Genomic DNA, 18,678 nt, shown 5'->3' on the forward strand with positions numbered 1-18,678 from the left:
AAGATCGCGCCCCGGTGGGCGCGACCTTAGAGCAGTTGATCGAACATCTCAGAGAGCTGGAGTTAAATCTGGCGGCGCGCGAGATAGCCGACAGTCGCGAGCCGCACTAGCGCGGCTGATCTCGTGCGCAAGCCTTAGCGCATCGCACGGTTGCATCACTTCAATGCGACACGCAGCGGGCCATTCACCATCTGCCGCTTCGCTGAGTTGCCGACCAATCTCTTCATTGAGCGCCTTTGGACCCCAATTCGTACCGTCGCTTTTAACGATCCGTTTGGCGCGTTCGAAGGCATGGCTTTCGGCCGCATCATCACCGACGCGGATGGTTACATCAGAATCGAAGGGACAGACCGCAATTGCTCGAGTTGTCTCTGGCGCATAACGCACGGTCGCGGTGAGATCATCGGCGTACCCTTTGGGGGACATGTACAGCTTCCTGTCCCCTCGACCCGAGGGAGACCTCGCACGCAGTGCGCCATGGCACGAGACGGATCGGCAGTTAGGGCGAGGCCCGGTGTGCCTTGGAGCCCGGGGCCTCATAACCTCAGCAGCCTGACAAGAGGTTGTTCGGCTACACGTCCAGCTTATCCGGAGTAGCCAATCTCGCTTTTGATGTTGCGCAAAGTCTGCCTGGGGCCAGCCGGCCCCTTGCGGCGGTTGGAGAGGACAGCGGGGCCGGCGTAAGCGCGAATTTCTCCGCACCTTTTGCTTTTGAGTGCTCTGATGCATGAGGTGTCCACCAAAATAGGTGGACACCTTGTGATGGCAGCGGATGATCAGAAACTGCGGGTCAGGCTTGTTGGCCGGAACGGTCGCCGGCGCTACGAGGCGGCATCGAAAGAGCGTCTTGTCACGGCCTGCCTTGAGCCTGGGGTTTCGGTATCGAGGCTTGCACTCGAACATGGGGTCAACGCGAACCTCCTTCGGAAGTGGATCAAGAAGCACACCGCCACCAGGTCGCTGCCGCCGTCCTCACGCCCGGCGTTCATCCCGGTTCAGCTTGAGGGGTCCGCCGATCGAGCCCTGTCGCGGCAAGACAGCGTGGCGACGGTGGATTTGCCGGCGACTTGCGATGAAATGCGTGGTTCGGAACCCAAAGGGACTCCAGCTTTTTGTTCTCCGGCCAAAGTGAGCGTGTCGCTGCCGAACGGCGTGAAGCTCGCGCTGGAATGCGGCGATGTGGATGCATTGACGGCGATCATCGGAGCACTGGGCCATGTTCAGACTGGGCGGTGACCTGCAGGTCTATCTGCACCGTGAGCCGATCGACTTCCGGGCTGGCATCAACAGCCTTGCGGTCCTGGTCCAGGAGACGATGGCGCTCGATCCATTCACTCCGGCGGTTTTTGCGTTCTGCAATCGCCGTTGCGACCGGATGAAGTTGCTGTTCTTCGACCGGTCCGGCTTTGTGCTGGTCCTGAAGCGGCTGACCGAGGACAAGTTCCGATGGCCGCGCCGCCAGGAGGCGGTCGTCACGCTGACGACCGAGCAATTGCACTGGATCCTTGACGGCATCGATATCGATGCGATGGTCCGCCATCCGGTGCGGCAATATCAGGTTGCCGGCTGAGCTCTCGAGTTGAGCGGTTGACGCGTCGGTACGGTTCAGATTCAAGAATCCGATGAATCGAACCGGCGATCCGAGTGTTGAAGTGCTGTTGGCGCGCATTGCTGCGCTGCAGGCGGATAACCATCAACTCGCCGACCGCGTCGTCAAACTCGAGGAAGAACTGGCGCTGGCACGCCTGCATCGTTTTGCGCCACGCAGCGAAAAGCACGTCGATCGTCTCTTCAATGAAGCCGAGCAGGCCGCCGATGAGGATGACGCCGGCAGTGAAACGAACAATATCGCCGAACTTCCGGACACGGGCTTGCCACCCGTCGAAAACACAACGGGAAAGAAGCGCGGCCGCAGGCCGCTGCCGGCGAACCTGCCGCGTGAGCGCGTCGAGTATGACCTGCCCGACGATCAGAAGGCGTGTCCTTGCTGCCGTGGCCAGATGCATCGCATGGGCGAGGCTGTCACCGAGCAACTTCATATCGAGGTGAAGGCGAAGGTTTTACAGAACGTACGCTTCAAATATGCGTGCCGCCATTGCGATCGCACCGGGATCAACGCCCCTGTCGTGACCGCGCCGATGCCGACGCAGCCGCTGCCGGGCAGCGTTGCCACGGCCTCAACGCTGGCGTTCGCGCTGGTTCATAAATATGTCGATGGCACGCCGCTCTACCGCCTGGCGCAGGCCTTCGAACGCGCCGGTGTTCCGGTCAGCCGCGGCGCTTTGGGTCGCTGGGTGATCGGCTCGAGCGAGAAACATCTCTCCCGCATCTATGACGCCCTGAAGCTGCGGCTCAGATCGCAGCCTCTCATCCATGGCGACGAGACGACGGTTCAGGTCCTCAAGGAGAAGGACAAAAAGGCCACCAGCACATCGTATATGTGGGCTTATCGCAGCGGCAAGGGCAGTCACGAGCCCATCGTTCTTCTGGATTATCAGCCGGGCCGCGGCCAAATCCACCCGCAGGCCTTCCTCGGCGATTACCGCGGCATCGTGATGAGTGACGGCTATACCGCATGGCGCACGCTGGAACTGGCCACCCACATCGGCTGCATGGCCCACTCCCGGCGGCGCTTTGTCGATGCCCTCAGGGCGAGGAAGAAGGGCGGCGGTCCGCCCGAGCAGGCGCTGCGGTTCTTCGACCAGCTCTACCGGGTTGAAAGGCAGGCGCGGGACGGAATACCGGAGAAGGGTGAAACACAGGCCGACTGCATTCGCCGCTTCCGCCAGCAACATAGTGTCCCCATCCTCAATGCTCTCAAGGTATGGCTCGATGACATGGCCCCGAAGGTCTTGCCTGACAGCAAGCTCGGCGACGCCGTATCCTACACCCGAAACCAATGGGAATATCTGACGCGCTACACCGGGGACGGCAGCATGCCGATCGACAACAATCTTCTGGAGCGCGACATCAGGGTTTTTGCAACTGGCAGGAAGAGTTGGTTGTTCAGCGATACCGTGGACGGAGCCAAGGCCAGTGCCGTCGTCTACAGCCTGATGCTGACCTGCCGCGCCTCACGTGTCGAGCCGTTAGCGTGGTTGCGCCACGTCCTCACCGAATCGCCTCAGCGCGCCGGCGACGCCGATATTACCGACCTGCTGCCCTTCAACTTCCACAAAGCCGCCACTGCCTGAACGGCCCGGTATCGCCCGATACTAGGGCAATCCATCAAAACCGCCGGCGTCATCGTGCGGGGAAAATCGCGCTTACGGGCCGGCGGTCCGATGGGCCGGCGGATCGGGACGTCCGCCACGCCCCGCACGCTAATCCCGATCAGATGATCGCCGTGTTCACTTTGTGGTCGGAAGCAGGGTATTTGTAATGTTCCAGCAAAGGAACAGCGAGGTCGCCGATGAAGGACATGCCAGTCCGGCTGGAGAAGCTCCGCACCGACGCCGCCGAATGTGCCCTCATTCGTAATCTGGCGACGGACCCGAAAAAGCGGGAGCTGTTCGCGAAACCTGCCGAGCACTTGACCGTGCTCGCGTCCGAGGTTGAGCGGGCTCTTGGCGACAGCCATTCCGAGATCGCTCCTGACGTTCCGCCGGGAGCTTAGTCATCTTCCTTTTCGGGGGCTTCCTCGAAGGTCGTCCTATGCGGTGCGACACAATCGGCTTCACGTTCGAACTCGGCTCGTGCCGGCGCGTTGGATTGTCCTCCCAACCGGAGGAGGAAGCTATGGATTGGAACCGCATCGAAGGAAACTGGAAGCAGGTAAAGGGCAAAGTGAAGGAGCAGTGGGGCAAGCTGACGGACGATGACTTAGACGCCATTGACGGAAAGCAAGACCAGCTTGAAGGAAAGCTCCAGCAGCGCTACGGCTACCAAAAGGATCAAGCCAAAAAAGAACTCAACGATTGGTTTGGTCGTCAGAAGTGGTAGCCCCTCAAAGCCCGCCGGTCCCGCGCGGGCTTTTCTTCTCGCGTCGTTCGACGATTGAGAAGCGACTAGGAGTTGTCCGATCACGCCACGTCAGGGACACGCTCCGAAAACAAACCGCAGAGCCAGAACGACCATCCCAGAGACAAGGCCGGCAATTGCCGCAAGAACCAAGTCAGGTCGCGCACTCGTAGTTACAACCCGCCTGACGAAATTTCTCAGCTCCCCCATCGTATTTACCAAGTGTCGCCCGGAACGAGAGAGAGATGCGCCAAGTCTAGGCATGTCAGCTCTTCTGGGTTGCATTCCCCAGCTTGCCATCGTTGCCATAGATATCGTTCGAGCGTGCAGCGACGTGCGTCCAGTGGATCAACATCATTGCACCGCTAGGTACAACGTCCACGCTCTACTAGCCGCGACCGTCGGAAGCATCTCATCATCCATTGTCGCTCCCGTGCCCTGAAATTCCGGTTGCAACTCGCGATCATGTCGAAGGTTTCCATTTTTTCCCGAATTGGCAGTTCTACTAATGTCGTGATCTGCCGCAGGAACATGCGTCCCCAGTGCGCAATTGCTTTTACTGGAGTAGGCGATGAACAATCCTGACTTGGAAGTGCTATTCCGAGCTGTGCAGGATGCTCGGCATATCATCAGAGAGTGTGTGATTTCCAACTCATTCGATGCGGCACACACGGTGGAGCGCCTGCATGCCGTTCTGGACAGAGATGAGGTGATCCACGTACTCGACCGCGTGAGCTGTCAACCTGTGGCCCGGCTAACGGAGGAAGGCTGAACTAGCGCTGACGGCGGCGCAATTGCGGCAGCGGCCCGCAAAGCTGCGTCGATCAATCAAAGAGCGCCAGCGCGAAAGCGACTGGCATAGGCACAATTTGCCCCGCCACCAATCCATCTTGACCATTCTGAAGTGGCTTACCTGGGTGGTTGCCATCTTGGCAAGGTCAGCCACTCGGCTATCTGAGACGTGATTTCGTTCTGCCGGGCCTTCCTAAGCAGACTGCCTCGATTGTGTCCTGGCGGGCATGACCGCGCTTCCTCACGTAGCTGTTGAGCTTGTAGGTCAAGCTGAGCCTTTAACGAGGCTTTTCGTATGAACAGCATGCGCGCCATGACGCATAACCCATCTCTACGAACCTACCCGCCTGTGTAAACTCGGAGCTCGGTATGTTGGTTCTTAGATGGACCTCTCTGCGTTCGTGATCCGTTCGTTGGGACCATGAATAAGGCCCCGACGATATTGCACGCCGGGGCCATTCAAGATCATCAGGCCAGTTACATCCGCCGCGCCTTCAGATCACAAGCATCGTTGATTACGACACTTGATCATGAGAACAAGTTTGCAACCGTGCAGCCGGAAACGGTTCACATTCGGCCCGGAAACGAGCCGCCTCTAGCTCGCTCTTGCGCCATTCGGCGCGGCGCCGATGCTCCATCGCCAACGCTTTTTGCGTCTCCACGTCCAAAATAATCTCGTCGATCTCGACGGCGTCCAGCGTGCGTTTGATGCGCAAGACGGTAGACAGCACCATCATAAGATCGCCATAGGGCAACAGCAAATCGCGCGCCGCGATCTCGCAGTATGTGAGGAACGCGGCCATTGCTTCTTCGCTCTTGCAAATGAGCAGCGCCAGCTCGCGGGCTTGCCGCAGATCATCGGCCGCAGACGGAGTGTCGTCGTCACCCAACAGCATGCGCTCAGCGGCCCGACCGGCTACCAGCTCGATGCAATGGCTCTGCACATTCGCGAATACGTCAGAAACGGAACTGACGGCCTCGCCCGGTTCGGGCATCAGTGGGGCAAGTGCTTCCCGAACATCGGAGGCATCGCCGCGACCTTCCGCGAACGCTTCCTCGTGTCCCTCGCCCCAAACGCCGCCTTCAAAGCCCGAACCCGGGTCCACCGTGGCGCCGCCCAGCGGGTGGCCCTGTAGGCGCGCAGCCACGATATGGCCCGCCTCGTGAATTGCGACCCGGCAGTCCTGGTCGTAAGTGCGGCCGATTTTGGCGAGCAGCCTGTCGTATTCATCGACCTCCGCATTGGGGTCGCTGCCGTTATCGCCACCATCGACGTGAGCAGCGACCCCCGCGGCGCCGAGAGAGGTCGCAGGATGTATGGTGCCTTCCTCAGACGGAGTTCCTTCAGACATCATCAAAAGCCTGTCATGGTGAGCGGCGGCTCAGCCACCCCGACCTTCGCAGGCACGAGTGCAGCGGGATCGCCTGCCGACCCTGCCGGATCGCGTCGGGCATCGCCTTCAGCTCCGCGAGGGTGAAGTTGGCGGCAACTTCGATCTGGCCCATGGTGTTCTGGAGGAAGCCCGCTTTCGGACAGGGCATCGGTAAGAGCACGCGACTGCTCAAGATAGCCCGGCAACGCAGCCTCGATGGCGGTCACCTGCTTTGCCAACTTGTCTGCTGCCGTAGCACGCTTAATACGCTCGCTTTCCGCAGCGAGCTGACGCTCGCCTTCCGCCTTCTGGTGCGCGAGAACGGCGAGGGCGTCGTCGATGCCCGCGAGATCCGAGGTTGCCGCGACCACGGCAGCCTGCTGCTTGTCGAGCTCCCGGTGATCTTCGAGGTCCGCCGACAGGAGGGTATCCCGGCGAGCCTGAATTGCCTGGTCCAGCGCCGCCTGCGCCGTGACGCGCTTGGCGACGAGCTGTTCGCCGCGCTTCGCAAGCGAGACGATGGTGGTTTCGAGTTGCTGCATGAGAGCTTTTCGGAAGGGGTTGCGCATGAAACCAGTGTATGCCGCAGCAACATGATTTGCGTAGACCGACGACGTGGAGGGCTCCACATCCGATGCAGTTACTTGTGGTGCGCTCCACATTTGTGAGGATTTTCGAGCGCTGGAGCGGCAGGGTGTGATGTCCGCTTTGCTCTTAAATGCTGGCCTTGCAGGTGCGTGCGAGCACTTCCGCTACGGGCCAACAGCTGGCAAAAGCGTTTCTCAATTCATCCACCTGGGCAGCGTCGATCTGCGCGTTTTCGTGTATCGCGCTAATTTTTGTTGAACCGTCTGTTCTTCGCTTTAATAGAAGAATTAGAGTCAACTGTAGTTAGACAGCAGAACTGCTTGTTTGGCGGAGTGCGCGAACTATCTTGTTTGACGAGGTTCGGCGGGACCAGCAACTGAAGCAAAGAAGCTTGTGCGGAGTTCTCGCCATGATTGAAAGGTCAATGGAACGTCGCGCTCTGCCGCGCGAGATCATCAATCTGCCGGCATTGCTCTCGTTCGATGGAATTATGGGGCTCCATCCGTGCGTAGTGCGCGACATCAACGCATTTGGCGCTCGCCTTTCCAGGCCCTATTACATATTCGCCAACGAATTTGATCTGTTGTTCAGCAGCCCTCACAAGAGGCTTGCCTGTCGAGTGGTATGGAGGCGGGCAACCATTTCGGGCGTGGTGTTCGTTGTGCTCCGCCGCGCATCAAAGCCAGTGAGTGCAAGCATCGTTCATCTTAGTTAGCCGCCGCCAGGCCGTGACCAGATTGCGGTGAACATCATGTCGCCGAGCAACCTCGACGACACTGGCCCCAGGCGCGAGGCTCTCCTCCACGATCCGAAGCTTCTCGGCACTGGTCCATCGCCGTCGCCGCTCTGGACCGGATAGAACCGTTACCGTCGTCACGTTTGCTCATTTGTTTGCAAATTAATGAGCAAAGCATCTTACGCTTGAGCACGATCCGGGAAGGCGGCCTTCACCGGCTTTCAATTACCCACAAATTCCCCCGTGGCGCCCAGCGCGATGTCGGTGAGGCGTGACAACCCGCGCCACATGACGGTATTGCCGGGCGGCGGATCGCTGGCGCGGGCGAGATAGCCGCCGAGCCGGGCAATCTTGATCAGATAGTGCGAGAGCGTTTTTTGTCTCGCTTTTGGTTTGTCGTTGATGAGGCGATCGAGTACGCCGATTTCAGTCGCGGTCAACGCGAGGGTTGGCGGTGCATCTGGAGCGGAACGGTTGAGCATCGTCATCCAGAAGACCCGCCAACTCAGGATGCAAAAAAGCGAGATCAGATTGGTCAGACGCTGGGCGGTCCTGAGCTTCGACTCCTCAGCTTTGCAGCCCGATTTGAGGATCTTATGGAACACCTCGATCTTCCATCGCAAAGCATACCATTCGAGCTTCTCAATGGCGCCGGTGCGGGAGCTAACAGGCAGATCTGTGATCAGCTTCCACTCGATTTTCTTTCTGTTCTTCGGCGTCACGCGCTCTTCGGCATGGATCACCGTCAAGATCAGCGCCGGGTAGCGCTTCTGCTTTCCGATCGGTGGCAGGACGCGAATCTTGCGATACCTGATCTCAAGAACGGCCTGGTCGGGATCACCGTTGTTGTCTCTGACATCGATGCAATGCAGTCCTTTGACGGCGACCTCGTCCATTTCGTCAGCGATCGTGTGATCTCCTTCCCCAGCCAAACGATCAACGCAAGTCCTGATCACGAAGTGCGTTCCAGCTTCTTGAGCCGCGCAGAACAGCTCATAGATGTCGCTCTCGCGATCACCGACATGGACGCATCGTTCCGGATCGCCCAACAGCTTCGTGGATTGCCGGACATTGTCCAGCCACCGAATGCTCTCCTTCTTCTCGATGGGAACGCGCGTCGGATTAATCTTCTTTTTGAGCGCAGCGGTCCCCTTGAATTTCTTCCGGGTCCAGAATTTGACGGCTGTCAGTCCAAGCGGCAGCCCTTCAGTCGTCACCGCCAGGCTCGAGTGCATCAGGATGCCGCAAACCGTGTGCGATCTCAGGCGGCCCGCCTTGTCCCGGCCGCTGTTTATGCTCTTCGTGATCCCGATCGCGTCTGAGTTCTCTCTTTGATAGCTGAACTCGGTCGTATCATGGAGCACCAGAACCGGACCGCCGGTGCCGATCGTGCGCTCACGCGTCGATTGAAAGTGGCCAGCCAGAATGTCCGCTTCGCTGACCCGGTCATTAGAGAAGAAGCGATAGGCTGCCTTGGTATTCGCCCAATCCTGGCAGACGAGCGGAATACTTTGTCCCATGGCGCTTCCAATCTGCGTAAGCAGTTTGCGGAATCTGTCGCCGAGCCGCGCGTCCCTGAACTGGCATCCACTAATCTCTCGATCAATCCAACATCCACCGCCTACAAATCGCAAACCGCCTTTTGCCGATCGATCCCTCAACGTCAGTCCCATAGAGCACCCCCTCGCGAATCAGGTGCTCGCAAGGAATCACAAGTGATTCTTTCGATTCAAGATTTCGCCGATCAGCGGATCAGTTCGAGTGGACAACGTTATGGGTAATTGAAAGCTTCACCGGGGGCTTACCAATCAAAGGGAGCGGTTTGCAAAGAAAGCGATGGGATACCGCAGCCTACACTACACGCGAACTCCAAAACGTTGACGGTCCCCCATGAGCTTCTGTTGCTGATCGCGAGTTTCAAACCGTTTGATGAGCTGCGTCTCGAAATTGCCTACCAAAACAAGGGGGCGACAGCATACTTGGTGTGGAGCAAGTATGCTTTGCGAGCGTCCGTCTGCCAGGCCGCTCACAGAGAAGGACAGTCGGATGATTGCGCCGATTCGACGGAACTGGAATCCAAAAGACTTTTTCGATGAGTTGACGCCGGCGATGTTCACGGCCGGACCATCGACTGTGCGCGCACGTCGGGACAAGTTGTGGCCAGAGTTGTATACTGAATACGACGCGAGGCACTTAAAACAAGAATTGTTCAACCGAAATCTGATCGCCACCAACGAAGCTGAGGCGTTCATTAGTGCCTGGGCCGCGGATGAAGAGCGTCACACCGATAGTTTCATCCGGATCATGGAGCTTGTCGCTGGTGAATCCGAAAAAGATCTTCGAGACAGATTGGAAGCTCGATCGCATAGCTTTTCTGCAATCAATGAATACTTGAAGGACGAATTCACTCTGATCGTTATGATCGCATTTGATGAGATGTGTACTTGCCGCGCCTATGCTGCGGATAGAGCGTTCTATGCCGGACTTGGCAGCAGCTTCCTTCGTTGCCTGAGAGAGGTGGTTGCCGACGAGGCAGTTCACTCGATGAACGCTGTTAGTGTTCTCCGTGCCCGTTACTGCGAGCGCATTCCCGAAATCGGCGAGATTCTCGACAGCCTAATCCGCAGCGTGGGCGATGATCCGGACTATACCGGCACCTTCGTACTGGATTACTTCGGCGGGAATTACACGAAGCAGATGTTTGTCAACTGCCGCGCCGCTGTCCTGAGAAACGTCGCTAAGCCGCTAACAGCCGCAGTGACGGATTGAAGCGTCGGCGCGCAAGTGGACAGACGAGCGTCTGCGCCTCATCTCCTGTCGGTGCCTCAGAATTGCATGTGTTGGTAGGTCAGAGCGGATTCGGCTCACAGAGGAGTCAGATAGCCTGCATGCGCTGTCCTGGAACTTTTCCGCTTGTTTTCAGGTTCCTGGCAAGCGACACGCAATAATGAGCGATTCAGCGGTGCCTTGCACAAGGGGGCACCGATCACACGTCAAGAGAAAAAGCCAATCAGGCAATCCTCACGAACAATTAAGCCAAATGGCGCTGTCGGCTTTCATCCTGATGTCGCGAATTCTTCAACGCACGCGCCCGCGGCATGTATCCCAATTCTCTCAAGTCATTGTCGTTAAACCCAATTTTTTGGAGCGGTGCAACTGGTACGACACTTGCTGTTCTCATCCCCAGGTTCTCTCGCTTCCGGAGATGCGTATGCAAAGTGCCCTCTGCAAGCAGAATTTCCGACTGCCGGCATATCGGGGTATCCCCCCGACGAACATCGTCATGCACCACGAGGGCCGGTCGCGCTCAACCCTTAAGAATTGTTCGCCTCGGAGGCGTCCGACTAGGGCACCCAGACGCCGCGCATTGTTCATGCAAGGAGCCAAACTTGCGCGAGGAGCCTGTTGGGCTGCTCATCGACCGGGCTCTCGTGGGCGCCGGCGCGGTGAAGATCAGTTGCGGCCTGACGATGCAGATCCGTAGATCGTGCACGACCGTGGCCCACGTCTTTTCATGCTCGCCGGCAAGCCGAACATCTGCGGTGACACCGGGCTCGTTGAGCTCGGGATCACGGAGCAGCTCGGCGACGGATTGGAACTCGCCGCCGCTTAAAACAAGCTCAATCGAGCGGCGCAATACTGACCTTTTGGGTCAGCCCGCTGAGGCGCCCAAAATGGATCTTTTCAGCTTCACCGAATGCGCGACGCAAACGCAATCCCTCCGATCGCTTTTCGAGCTTCTTGTGAGCTGTGCCAGCGACGAAGGCTTCAGCGAAGTCTCTTACGGAGCGCTCAATTTCGCGGAGCCACTTCGCCTACCGGAGTATCCGCCGCCCGCCGTGGCCGTTAAGTGGCCGCCCGAATGGTGTGAACGCTATTTTAAGCGAAAGTACCACAAAATCGATCCGGTGGTCCGGCGGACACCGACGCTTTCGCGGCCGTTTCTGTGGGATCAACTCGCCGACCAATATCAACTACAGCCCGACGAAAGGCGCGTACTTGATGAGGCCAGAGAGGCCGGTCTCAAGCACGGCATGAGTGTACCATTGTTTGGGCCATTGGGTCGATTATCGGTCGTGTCGTTTGCATCTCAGTTCGACGATGCCGATCCTCAACATTCCAAAGGCCATCTCAACGCACTAGCCTGGCACTTTCACATCGCTTGTGTGGAGATCACACGCCCGGCGGAAGATAACTGCAATATGAGAGTTGCGCTATCACAGCGGGAACTAGATTGTCTACGGTGGGTGGCAGAGGGCAAATCGTCATGGGAAATCGGGAGGATATTACAAATCAGCGAGAATACGGTGAACTTTCATCTTAAGAACGCGATGCGAAAGCTGGGCGCGACCAGCCGGATCCAAGCCGTCATTGTGGCGATCCGCCTCAATCTTATTTTTGATGTCCATGCTGCGTGAGCATCTTGATGGACGATGATTGTATCGAAGCCAGTTTGCGTCTGAAAACTGCTGTGAAGACAAAAATCGATCCTATGGGCAATCGTTCGTCAAGGCATTGAGCAAGCTCGACCTGCCATGTGACGAAGCCACTTGCTCCTAGCGCGCACGTTGTATACGGCAACTACGTGCTTGGTCCCGGGCATGCTTTGGAGCGTTAAGTTAGAATCGGTCCGGCTAGGGAGTCCAGCATTTGCAGGTGTTCGTAGGACGTGAGGTTTTCAGTCGCCGATCGTGGCTGTAGGCGCCAATGAAGATCGGTTGTTTGATTCGAGCTGATCGGTTTGCTTCAGTAGATTTTTCTCGTGAGTTTAAAAATGCTACTGGTTCGAATATATGCTAACTTACAGGTATGAATCGATCAAAAGACCAGCTTGTAAACCCGGTCGACGAGCTCCTTCTGGAGGGGGGGCTGGTGGATTCGACGTGGCCGATGCGCCACGGCTACTCTGCCCAGCTTTCAAAGTTCTAAGTAAAATCAGGCTGGCACGAACAGCCCAAGCGTAGTGTCTTCCGGCGGCCGCGCGGCGCCCTAAGCTGGCAACAGGTATCCCTCCAGACAATCGTCCATTATTCGCCGCTTGTCATGGTGGGCGGACGGCGTTCGAACTAGCAAAGCTATGCGCACACCTTCCGCAATCAACGACGCGCGTGCATCTCTATGGTCCAAAAGCGCGCCGCAATGGGTTAAAAAGCTGCCGCTGTCCCTCGACTATGCATGCCTGTACGGTTCCTAAAGGGCCATCTGGACGCCCGAACGGATCATGAGCAGTATTGCGGTCGTAATGAATGTGAACATCAAGACAAGACGACTCGGATGTGGATCTCATGCTGGCCATGAGGCAATCATCGATCAAACAGACCGAGTTCTTGTTTCTGCAAGGCAATCTGGAAGGCTATCAGAGCGCCAGCGATCCGAATCCGCGCAGGTTGGATGATCTCGAGGGCAATCCAGGTGCTCAATCGCCGGGCCGCCTCTAGTTTCCTCAAATGTATGATTGCTGTCGACCGCGACGCTCTGACTCAGGAAGACTGGTTAGTGCGTGAGTCCGATCATCAGTCTCTCGCCACGCGCTGCGGTGTCAGATTGGCGGCGCGGATGAATGCCGCAGCGAGCAAGGCTGAGAGAGCATAGCCGAGACCCGGCAATATCAGCGTGACCCTGTAGCCAAATCTCGCCGCGATAAACCCGCTCGCCGCGAAGCCTATCAATGCGAACGCCGACATCACCGAAGTCAGGAACGTGACATCTGTCCCCGCCTTGCCTGGCCGGGCGAGCGCGAGAAACCAGTTTGTGAATGTAACATGCTGGACTGCGAGGGCCGCGAACACGATCCCAACGCTCGCGACGGCGCTCACGCGAACGCCGACATAGCGATCGATAATCGCAAGCGCTCCAAAACCGATGGCCAGGACTGCACAACCCCAGATCACGCCCCGGTTCGGCGCCATTCGGGTCAGGATCGCGCTGGTCACTGGCGCGATGATAGTATACGTGACTACGTTCGAGGGCGCTCCGATCCATCCGATATCTGCCGCGGCAAAGCCGAGATCGACGAGCCGCAACTGCACCATTGCAAACGCCAGCGCGATCCCGATAACGCCGGGCGCGATCAATGCAGCCGTTGTCCACATGCCGTTGTTGAGAAGGATCGGGAAGATAGACAGGCGCTGCGGTGAGCGCACTCGGTTCATGCAATGGAGCGGTTCAGGAATCGCGAACACCCATCCAGCGAAAACGGCTAGCAGCAGCGCTAAGCCCAGCAAGGCCGGACGCCAACCGACAATCTCGATCAGCTGGAGGCAGACCGCGCCACCGATCACATGGCCGACGACCCGTCCCCAGCCCAGCAGCGCAGCGCCGAGCGGACGCTCGCCGGAACCGAGAGCTTCCGCTATGTAGCCCAATGTTGCGATCCGCTGTGTGGCGGCGACGGTCGCAAGGGCGAGAGAAACAAGAAAAACCGGCACGAAATCGGTCTTTGGGTTCAAAAATGCCATCGCTGCCAGCGCAGTGGTAGTGGCGATTTGGGTCAACAGGATCCATGACCGCCTCAGCCCGAGACGATTGAGGCTCCATCGATCCACGACGGGGGCCCAAAGAAAGTTAACGATGAAGGCAAAGAAGACCGTGCCATACAAGCCGACCAGTTCCAGGCTGGCGCCGTTGCCCCGAAGGATCACCGGAATGGCCGAATAGATCAACGCGATCGCCAGATACTGCTGACTGGCCAACGCAACCATCCCGATATGTGGCATGTAGCGACTTGCCATCAAGCCTCTTCCTTTTAAAGAGCAGTTTCGCATGTGCTTCGAGAGCGCGGTTTGGACAAGCAGTGGATCGTTCCAGCGCAGCAGCGCCTCAAACCGGACTATGATCCGAGCGTTGGCTGTACGGGGTGAGAGATCCGGGTGGCAGTTTCTACTTCGAATCAGTTCGCACACTGCGCCTGACCTTCATCTTGTCGAGCAGACCGACCGGCTAGAAACAGGTGGCGACGTCGCTATACATCGGCGAAGGATTAATGAAAGACGACCGGCCGCAACCGTCGCCGGCCTGCGCGCCAACTTATCCTCTGACCAGCTCCACAGAACGGGCGTCAGCTTTATTGCTGGGCCAAGGCCTGCCGAATTGACCTCGCAGCTAGCGATGGGCGCAATCATCGCGGCTCCTGAAGAAACGAACTCCAGAGTCACATCAAACACTCCATTGCGCGCATCCGGTTTTTAGCCAAGCGCCGTGAAGCCGGCATCGTGACGGCGGTACGAAATGAAGCAAGCAGCGTGCCGCTTGAAAACTGAAGGTTCTCTAGTCGCCTCATGTTGCGCGGGCGCGTCAGATTGGAAACAACGATATCTCGAACCTGACAATCGTGTCGTTATCCTTGACCGTACACACCACGCGCATTTCAGAGGTGGAAGGCTGGGATCTGGCGCGTGCACCCAGTGTGCCGCTGCCGACGAGGCGCATATCGCAAGGCCCAGTGCAGAAGATCATGTCCCTTGCGTAACTTGCAAAGGCGGCGCTTCTGCAAAGGCGGCCAGTCAGCGCTGCGCGGAAGAGCACTCCGAAGAAAAAGCCCCGACCGAAGGTCGGGGCTCCTCAATCCGCCGCAAACGTGTTGAGATCGCTATTTCTAACCACCGGAAACAGCTTGTAGTTAAGCCGAAGGGTTACCATATCGACATCCTGGTGAATGCGATCCGACCCGGCAGCGGGGAAGGTCACGTTGCTCTCCGGGATGAACAGGTGATCATACTCGACGCCAACTGACCAGCTGGGGGCGAAGTTAACTTCCAGGCCAGCGCCTACGGCGCGCCCCAATGGACAATATCGCTTTTAGCAAGCTCCGCCCCAGTGACCGTCGAGTTGGTCTGGTCTGTGTTGCTGGTCACCACAGCACCGCGCTTGGCCCAAAGCAGCACGGTTTTGAAAGCGTAGCCGATCTGGCCGGTGAGCAAGCCGAACGCATCCGTCTTGGTTCGATTGATGTTCGACGGGAAAGCGGTGCTGATATTGGAGCCGCTGAACTCTGCCCAGTCGTCCAGGCCTTCAACGCCGTAGACCACATTGAACGTCTGCCAGCGATAGCCAATCTGGCCACCGATAGTGCCGGCGGTCATACCATGGCAGCCTTCGGGAGTAACGCCTGCGAAATCCCAGCAGTTATGGCTCGAGCCCCAGCCGCCGTTAATGCCATATAGTAACCGGTCCAGTCACAGATCGCGGGAGCGACCGAGAGCTGCGGCGCGTTGGATTGGACAGGCTGTGGAGCGAGATCCGCGCAAAATGCGGGACCGCCGCGTTGATTGCGACGATGCTTGCAGTCAGAAGCGGCAAATTCTTCATTGGAGTGTTATTCCTCACTTGAACCCCGGCTCTGCGCGTCTTGGCAACATCATCGTGAATTGCTGTAACTTCAGCACAACATTCCTCAGGAAGAAATCGCTCTAATCTCACGTTGCGTTAGGTACTGGAGCTAGAAATCCCGCCATCCAGAATGTTAGCGTTGATGCGCGTATTGGTTCAAGCACGTGGGAGTTAGCTGTCCAACTTGGAGGGCTGCTCGCATCAAAGAGCGGCTAGTCGCCCGATTCATTCAGATTGCGGGGTAGAGGTGCTTGAGTTTGATACGGGCATTGGAGGTTGAGAATTGCCAATTGGCCTTGGCGTGGTTTGCGTTGCGGTCGTGCTCCCATGCGGCGATTTCCTCAACGAGGGTCTGTTTATCGGCAATCCGACGATCGAGGCACTGGGACGTGAGGACGCCGAGTTCGGACTCGGCCAAGTCAAGCCAACTGCCGTGTTTCGGCGTGTAGTGCCATTCGAAGCGCTCGACCAGCCGCCTGGCCCGGCGGCTGGAAACGCTTCGAGTGATCCCTTGCCGTGGATGTTGAGATTGTCCTGGACCAGTACGACGGTCTTGGCGTTGGCGAAGTAGCGATCGGCCAGTTCCTTCAACACGTGAGCGTAGTCCACGGCGGTATGGCGATCGGTGACCTTGACGTGGCGCCAGCCTTCGAGCGGTGCAAACATCATGAAGATGTTGGCGGTGCCGTTGCGCTCGTACTCGTAATCGCAGCGGGCCGGGCGTCCCGGCTTCATTGGGATTGGCAGGCGCGTCTCGGCAAGGAACTGCTTGGAGGTCTCGTCCAGGCACACCAGTGGGTAATCGGCATCGCGTGGCCGCGTGTAGACCGTCAGCACGTCTTCCATGGCGGCTACGAACGCGCCATTGGCCTTCGGCGGGATGACCCAGCACTGCCGGCGATGGGCTGGAGAATGTTTTTTTTTAGCGCCCGCCCAATCGTCGAGTCACTGGCGTGATCGACAATTTGGAGTTCCACGACTTTTTTCTCCAACAGCCGCAAGGTCCAGCGCGCGCGTCCCTTGGGCGGCTTGGAACAAGCCAGCGCAATCAGTTTGGCTTCTTTCTCGCCGTCAAAAATCCGGGCAACCGCCGGTGTGGCTCGTTGCTTGCGGCTCAACACAGCCTCGAAGCCTTCTTCCACCAGTTGCTTCCGGACCCGGTAAACCATCGATGCGCTGGTCTCCAGCGCCTTGATGATCCGGTTGTCACTCCAGCCTTCACCGGCTTCCGACACATCGGCCTTCAACAATATCCGCGCCTTCAGCAAGCGCTGGGCCGCGCTCTTGCCTTTTCGTATCAACGCTTCGAGTAGCTCGCGCTCCTCAACGCTCAGCCGCACAACATACTTCTTTACCGAAATCTCCTTCGCAGCCATGATCCTCTCCGTCGCTTGCCTCGCGACGGAATCGAATCATGAAATCCATGTCCTTGCAAATTGATTGAAGCGAGCGACTAGTGCAGATCTCGGCAAAGCACCCGAGAACGAAATGCGCGTCCACGGTCCGTGAGCAGCGGGTTGCGATCTTGGGCATCCTTGACTAACCTCGGAATCGCGTCGAAGGCATCAGACGCTTCCGAAGGTTGCCTGTCGGAACGACCCCCGAGCTGCGCAATCATGGGCTTGACGCATCGATGATGGGCCAGCGGACGGATATCCAAGTCGATCTCAGTGATCATCGAATGCTGCCGCGCACAATCTCTGAGGTCAAACAACGCTCGCAGGTGCGTCCTTGTACGCATTGATCAACAATGCCGGCGTTTCGCCGAAAGCGCAAAATGGCGCGCCGCAGACATCGTTGACGACGTTGATCGAAACGTGGATGAGTGTGTTCCATCTCACTCTGGTGGCTGCGATCCTGCTTGCGCAGGGCTTTTTTTGGCGAGCTAAAAGCCGCGGCAGGATCGATTGTCAACGTGACCTCAATCGCAGGCTCGCGGGTGCACCCGTTTGCTGGCAGCGCCTATACGACTTCGAAGGCGGGCGCTCGTCGTCTGCATCAAGCAGGTTCCCGGCTCCGCGCAGATCCGCGTGCCCCCCGTGACCAACACCATCATGCGTCAGGGCGTGCCGACGATCATCAATCCATACGATCTCTTCGCGCTCGAGGCAGCGCTGGAATTGCGCGATCGGTTTGACGGCGAAATCACCGTGCTTACAATCGGGCCAATGTCATCCGAAGACTCCTTACGCAAGGCGCTGACATTCGGCGCCGATCGAGCCATTCTGCTCAGTGACCGCTGCTTCGCTGGCTCCGATACTCTGGTAACAACTTACGCATTGGCAGCCGCCATCCGAAAAGTCGGTAAGGAGCATGGACCGCCCGACCTCATCTTTACCGGCAGGCAAACCATCGACGGTGACACCGCGCAGGTGGGACCCGGCATTGTGAAGCGACTTGGCATGCTATAGCTGACCTACGTCGGCAAGTTTAGAGCACTAGATCCGACCGTGCGCAAATTGAAACGGAACGACGCGCCGAAGGCGGTGTCCAGGTTCTGCCTACCAGGCTGCTGTGTCTCATTACCATTCTCGAGGCCACCAACTAGATTCGCCGCGGCGCCATGGCGGATGCGCTACGAGCCGCCCGCGCGCCATTCGTGAAATGGAAGGCACAGGACGCGGGCGTCGAGGACCTTTCCAAGTGTGGTCTTAAAGGCTCGCCGACCGTGATCAAGCGGGTCTTCGCTCCCTCGGCGCGCGGTGACAAAGCGGGCGCTGCCTTCCGAGCAGCCGGCGCAAGCTTTGATCGACGCGATCTTCAAGCACCAGCCTAGCTTGAAGCGGAACTTGCCGCACGGGTCCGCGAGTAATCTGGGCAGCTTTGCGGGCGCTTTCAGGCATGCGCGTCGCTGCACAACTCCGAGGCTCTAACCGCTCCTGGATGAAAACTCGACGGCAG

Annotated in this window: 16 protein-coding genes and 4 pseudogenes; 12 read left to right on the plus strand and 8 right to left on the minus strand. The window is 58.1% G+C overall.

The genetic code is table 11. The features are described 5' to 3' along the window. Positions 1-48 precede the first annotated feature (48 nt). Positions 49-426: a hypothetical protein gene (locus IVB26_RS07695; RefSeq protein WP_247971153.1), complete on the minus strand. Its 378-nt coding sequence runs from the start codon at positions 424-426 to the stop codon at positions 49-51. Positions 427-762: 336 nt separating this feature from the next. On the opposite strand from IVB26_RS07695, the gene tnpA reads away from it, so the two are divergent. The 6 genes from tnpA (at position 763) to IVB26_RS07725 (ending at position 4,732) form a co-directional block, all read left to right on the plus strand. Next, positions 763-1,236: an IS66-like element accessory protein TnpA gene (gene tnpA, locus IVB26_RS07700; protein ID WP_247973088.1), complete on the plus strand. Its 474-nt coding sequence runs from the start codon at positions 763-765 to the stop codon at positions 1,234-1,236. Further along, positions 1,217-1,570 carry an IS66 family insertion sequence element accessory protein TnpB gene (gene tnpB, locus IVB26_RS07705; protein WP_137483046.1) on the plus strand — a complete coding sequence of 118 codons (354 nt, stop codon included), beginning with the start codon at positions 1,217-1,219 and terminating at the stop codon, positions 1,568-1,570. The genes tnpA and tnpB overlap by 20 nt, the downstream gene beginning before the upstream one ends. 52 nt (positions 1,571-1,622) lie before the next feature. Continuing rightward, entirely contained in the window at positions 1,623-3,194 is a 1,572-nt protein-coding gene (gene tnpC / locus IVB26_RS07710; RefSeq protein WP_247971077.1) for an IS66 family transposase, read from the plus strand. Positions 3,195-3,412: 218 nt separating this feature from the next. Beyond that, a complete protein-coding gene (locus IVB26_RS07715; RefSeq protein ID WP_247971154.1) occupies positions 3,413-3,616 on the plus strand; it encodes a hypothetical protein in 204 nt (67 codons plus the stop codon). Positions 3,617-3,738: 122 nt separating this feature from the next. Continuing rightward, positions 3,739-3,942, plus strand: coding sequence for a CsbD family protein (locus IVB26_RS07720; protein WP_247382607.1), 204 nt, complete (start codon positions 3,739-3,741; stop codon positions 3,940-3,942). 589 nt (positions 3,943-4,531) lie between these two features. Then, positions 4,532-4,732 carry a hypothetical protein gene (locus tag IVB26_RS07725; protein ID WP_247971155.1) on the plus strand — a complete coding sequence of 67 codons (201 nt, stop codon included), beginning with the start codon at positions 4,532-4,534 and terminating at the stop codon, positions 4,730-4,732. Positions 4,733-5,267: 535 nt separating this feature from the next. On the opposite strand, the gene IVB26_RS07735 is transcribed toward IVB26_RS07725, so the two are convergent. Next, the gene (locus tag IVB26_RS07735) at positions 5,268-6,107 is read right to left on the minus strand and encodes a hypothetical protein (protein WP_247971157.1); all 840 of its coding nucleotides are present in this window, start codon (positions 6,105-6,107) and stop codon (positions 5,268-5,270) included. Then, positions 6,107-6,667: a hypothetical protein gene (locus tag IVB26_RS07740; RefSeq protein WP_247971158.1), complete on the minus strand. Its 561-nt coding sequence runs from the start codon at positions 6,665-6,667 to the stop codon at positions 6,107-6,109. The genes IVB26_RS07735 and IVB26_RS07740 overlap by 1 nt, the downstream gene beginning before the upstream one ends. Before the next feature lie 455 nt (positions 6,668-7,122). Between IVB26_RS07740 and IVB26_RS07745 the strand changes: the two genes are divergently transcribed. Then, a complete protein-coding gene (locus IVB26_RS07745) occupies positions 7,123-7,428 on the plus strand; it encodes a PilZ domain-containing protein (RefSeq protein ID WP_247973411.1) in 306 nt (101 codons plus the stop codon). Here IVB26_RS07745 and IVB26_RS43175 read toward each other — a convergent pair. After that, positions 7,390-7,590 (minus strand): transposase, encoded by a 201-nt coding sequence (locus IVB26_RS43175; RefSeq protein WP_346732869.1) that lies wholly within the window; start codon positions 7,588-7,590, stop codon positions 7,390-7,392. The two genes, IVB26_RS07745 and IVB26_RS43175, sit on opposite strands and share 39 nt — an antisense overlap. An 80-nt stretch (positions 7,591-7,670) precedes the next feature. Further along, entirely contained in the window at positions 7,671-9,122 is a 1,452-nt protein-coding gene (locus tag IVB26_RS07755) for an IS4 family transposase (RefSeq protein ID WP_247971159.1), read from the minus strand. A gap of 373 nt (positions 9,123-9,495) precedes the next feature. Here IVB26_RS07755 and IVB26_RS07760 point away from each other — a divergent pair, with 373 nt between their 5' ends. The 3 genes from IVB26_RS07760 to IVB26_RS07770 all read left to right on the plus strand — a co-directional run bounded on the left by IVB26_RS07760 (position 9,496) and on the right by IVB26_RS07770 (position 12,887). Next, on the plus strand, positions 9,496-10,218 hold the full coding sequence (locus IVB26_RS07760) for a hypothetical protein (RefSeq protein ID WP_247971160.1): 723 nt from the start codon (positions 9,496-9,498) through the stop codon (positions 10,216-10,218). Between the two features lie 905 nt (positions 10,219-11,123). Next, the gene (locus IVB26_RS07765) at positions 11,124-11,867 is read left to right on the plus strand and encodes a LuxR family transcriptional regulator (RefSeq protein ID WP_247973103.1); all 744 of its coding nucleotides are present in this window, start codon (positions 11,124-11,126) and stop codon (positions 11,865-11,867) included. Positions 11,868-12,734: 867 nt separating this feature from the next. Next, a complete protein-coding gene (locus IVB26_RS07770; RefSeq protein WP_247971161.1) occupies positions 12,735-12,887 on the plus strand; it encodes a hypothetical protein in 153 nt (50 codons plus the stop codon). A 75-nt stretch (positions 12,888-12,962) separates the two neighbouring features. Here IVB26_RS07770 and IVB26_RS07775 read toward each other — a convergent pair whose 3' ends face one another. From IVB26_RS07775 to IVB26_RS07785, 3 genes and pseudogenes are all read right to left on the minus strand, one after another. Continuing rightward, positions 12,963-14,180, minus strand: a complete 1,218-nt coding sequence (locus IVB26_RS07775) for an MFS transporter (RefSeq protein WP_247971162.1) — start codon at positions 14,178-14,180, stop codon at positions 12,963-12,965. Between the two features lie 829 nt (positions 14,181-15,009). Beyond that, positions 15,010-15,756: pseudogene (locus IVB26_RS07780) on the minus strand (outer membrane protein). A 250-nt stretch (positions 15,757-16,006) separates the two neighbouring features. Then, positions 16,007-17,153, minus strand: a pseudogene (locus IVB26_RS07785) (IS630 family transposase). 278 nt (positions 17,154-17,431) lie between these two features. Here IVB26_RS07785 and IVB26_RS07790 point away from each other — a divergent pair. Both IVB26_RS07790 and IVB26_RS07795 read left to right on the plus strand, forming a co-directional pair. Next, a pseudogene (locus IVB26_RS07790) lies at positions 17,432-17,773 on the plus strand (SDR family NAD(P)-dependent oxidoreductase); the annotation flags it as partial. Positions 17,774-17,816: 43 nt separating this feature from the next. Continuing rightward, a pseudogene (locus tag IVB26_RS07795) lies at positions 17,817-18,650 on the plus strand (electron transfer flavoprotein subunit beta/FixA family protein). The last annotated feature ends 28 nt before the right edge of the window (positions 18,651-18,678 follow it).

Origin of the sequence: Bradyrhizobium sp. 195 (assembly GCF_023101665.1) — a bacterium.
Taxonomy (GTDB): domain Bacteria; phylum Pseudomonadota; class Alphaproteobacteria; order Rhizobiales; family Xanthobacteraceae; genus Bradyrhizobium.

Excerpts from the sequence above, each read along its gene's own strand:
- IVB26_RS07740 (WP_247971158.1), bottom strand. The coding sequence starts at position 6,667 with ATGCAGCAACTCGAAACCACCATCGTCTCGCTTGCGAAGCGCGGCGAA.
- tnpB (WP_137483046.1), top strand. The coding sequence starts at position 1,217 with ATGTTCAGACTGGGCGGTGACCTGCAGGTCTATCTGCACCGTGAGCCG.
- IVB26_RS07765 (WP_247973103.1), top strand. The coding sequence starts at position 11,124 with ATGGATCTTTTCAGCTTCACCGAATGCGCGACGCAAACGCAATCCCTC.
- IVB26_RS07715 (WP_247971154.1), top strand. The coding sequence starts at position 3,413 with ATGAAGGACATGCCAGTCCGGCTGGAGAAGCTCCGCACCGACGCCGCC.
- IVB26_RS07760 (WP_247971160.1), top strand. The coding sequence starts at position 9,496 with ATGATTGCGCCGATTCGACGGAACTGGAATCCAAAAGACTTTTTCGAT.
- IVB26_RS07735 (WP_247971157.1), bottom strand. The coding sequence starts at position 6,107 with ATGATGTCTGAAGGAACTCCGTCTGAGGAAGGCACCATACATCCTGCG.
- IVB26_RS07770 (WP_247971161.1), top strand. The coding sequence starts at position 12,735 with ATGCTGGCCATGAGGCAATCATCGATCAAACAGACCGAGTTCTTGTTT.
- IVB26_RS07695 (WP_247971153.1), bottom strand. The coding sequence starts at position 426 with ATGTCCCCCAAAGGGTACGCCGATGATCTCACCGCGACCGTGCGTTAT.
- tnpC (WP_247971077.1), top strand. The coding sequence starts at position 1,623 with ATGAATCGAACCGGCGATCCGAGTGTTGAAGTGCTGTTGGCGCGCATT.
- IVB26_RS07745 (WP_247973411.1), top strand. The coding sequence starts at position 7,123 with ATGATTGAAAGGTCAATGGAACGTCGCGCTCTGCCGCGCGAGATCATC.
- IVB26_RS07755 (WP_247971159.1), bottom strand. The coding sequence starts at position 9,122 with ATGGGACTGACGTTGAGGGATCGATCGGCAAAAGGCGGTTTGCGATTT.
- tnpA (WP_247973088.1), top strand. The coding sequence starts at position 763 with ATGGCAGCGGATGATCAGAAACTGCGGGTCAGGCTTGTTGGCCGGAAC.
- IVB26_RS07725 (WP_247971155.1), top strand. The coding sequence starts at position 4,532 with ATGAACAATCCTGACTTGGAAGTGCTATTCCGAGCTGTGCAGGATGCT.
- IVB26_RS07775 (WP_247971162.1), bottom strand. The coding sequence starts at position 14,180 with ATGGCAAGTCGCTACATGCCACATATCGGGATGGTTGCGTTGGCCAGT.
- IVB26_RS07720 (WP_247382607.1), top strand. The coding sequence starts at position 3,739 with ATGGATTGGAACCGCATCGAAGGAAACTGGAAGCAGGTAAAGGGCAAA.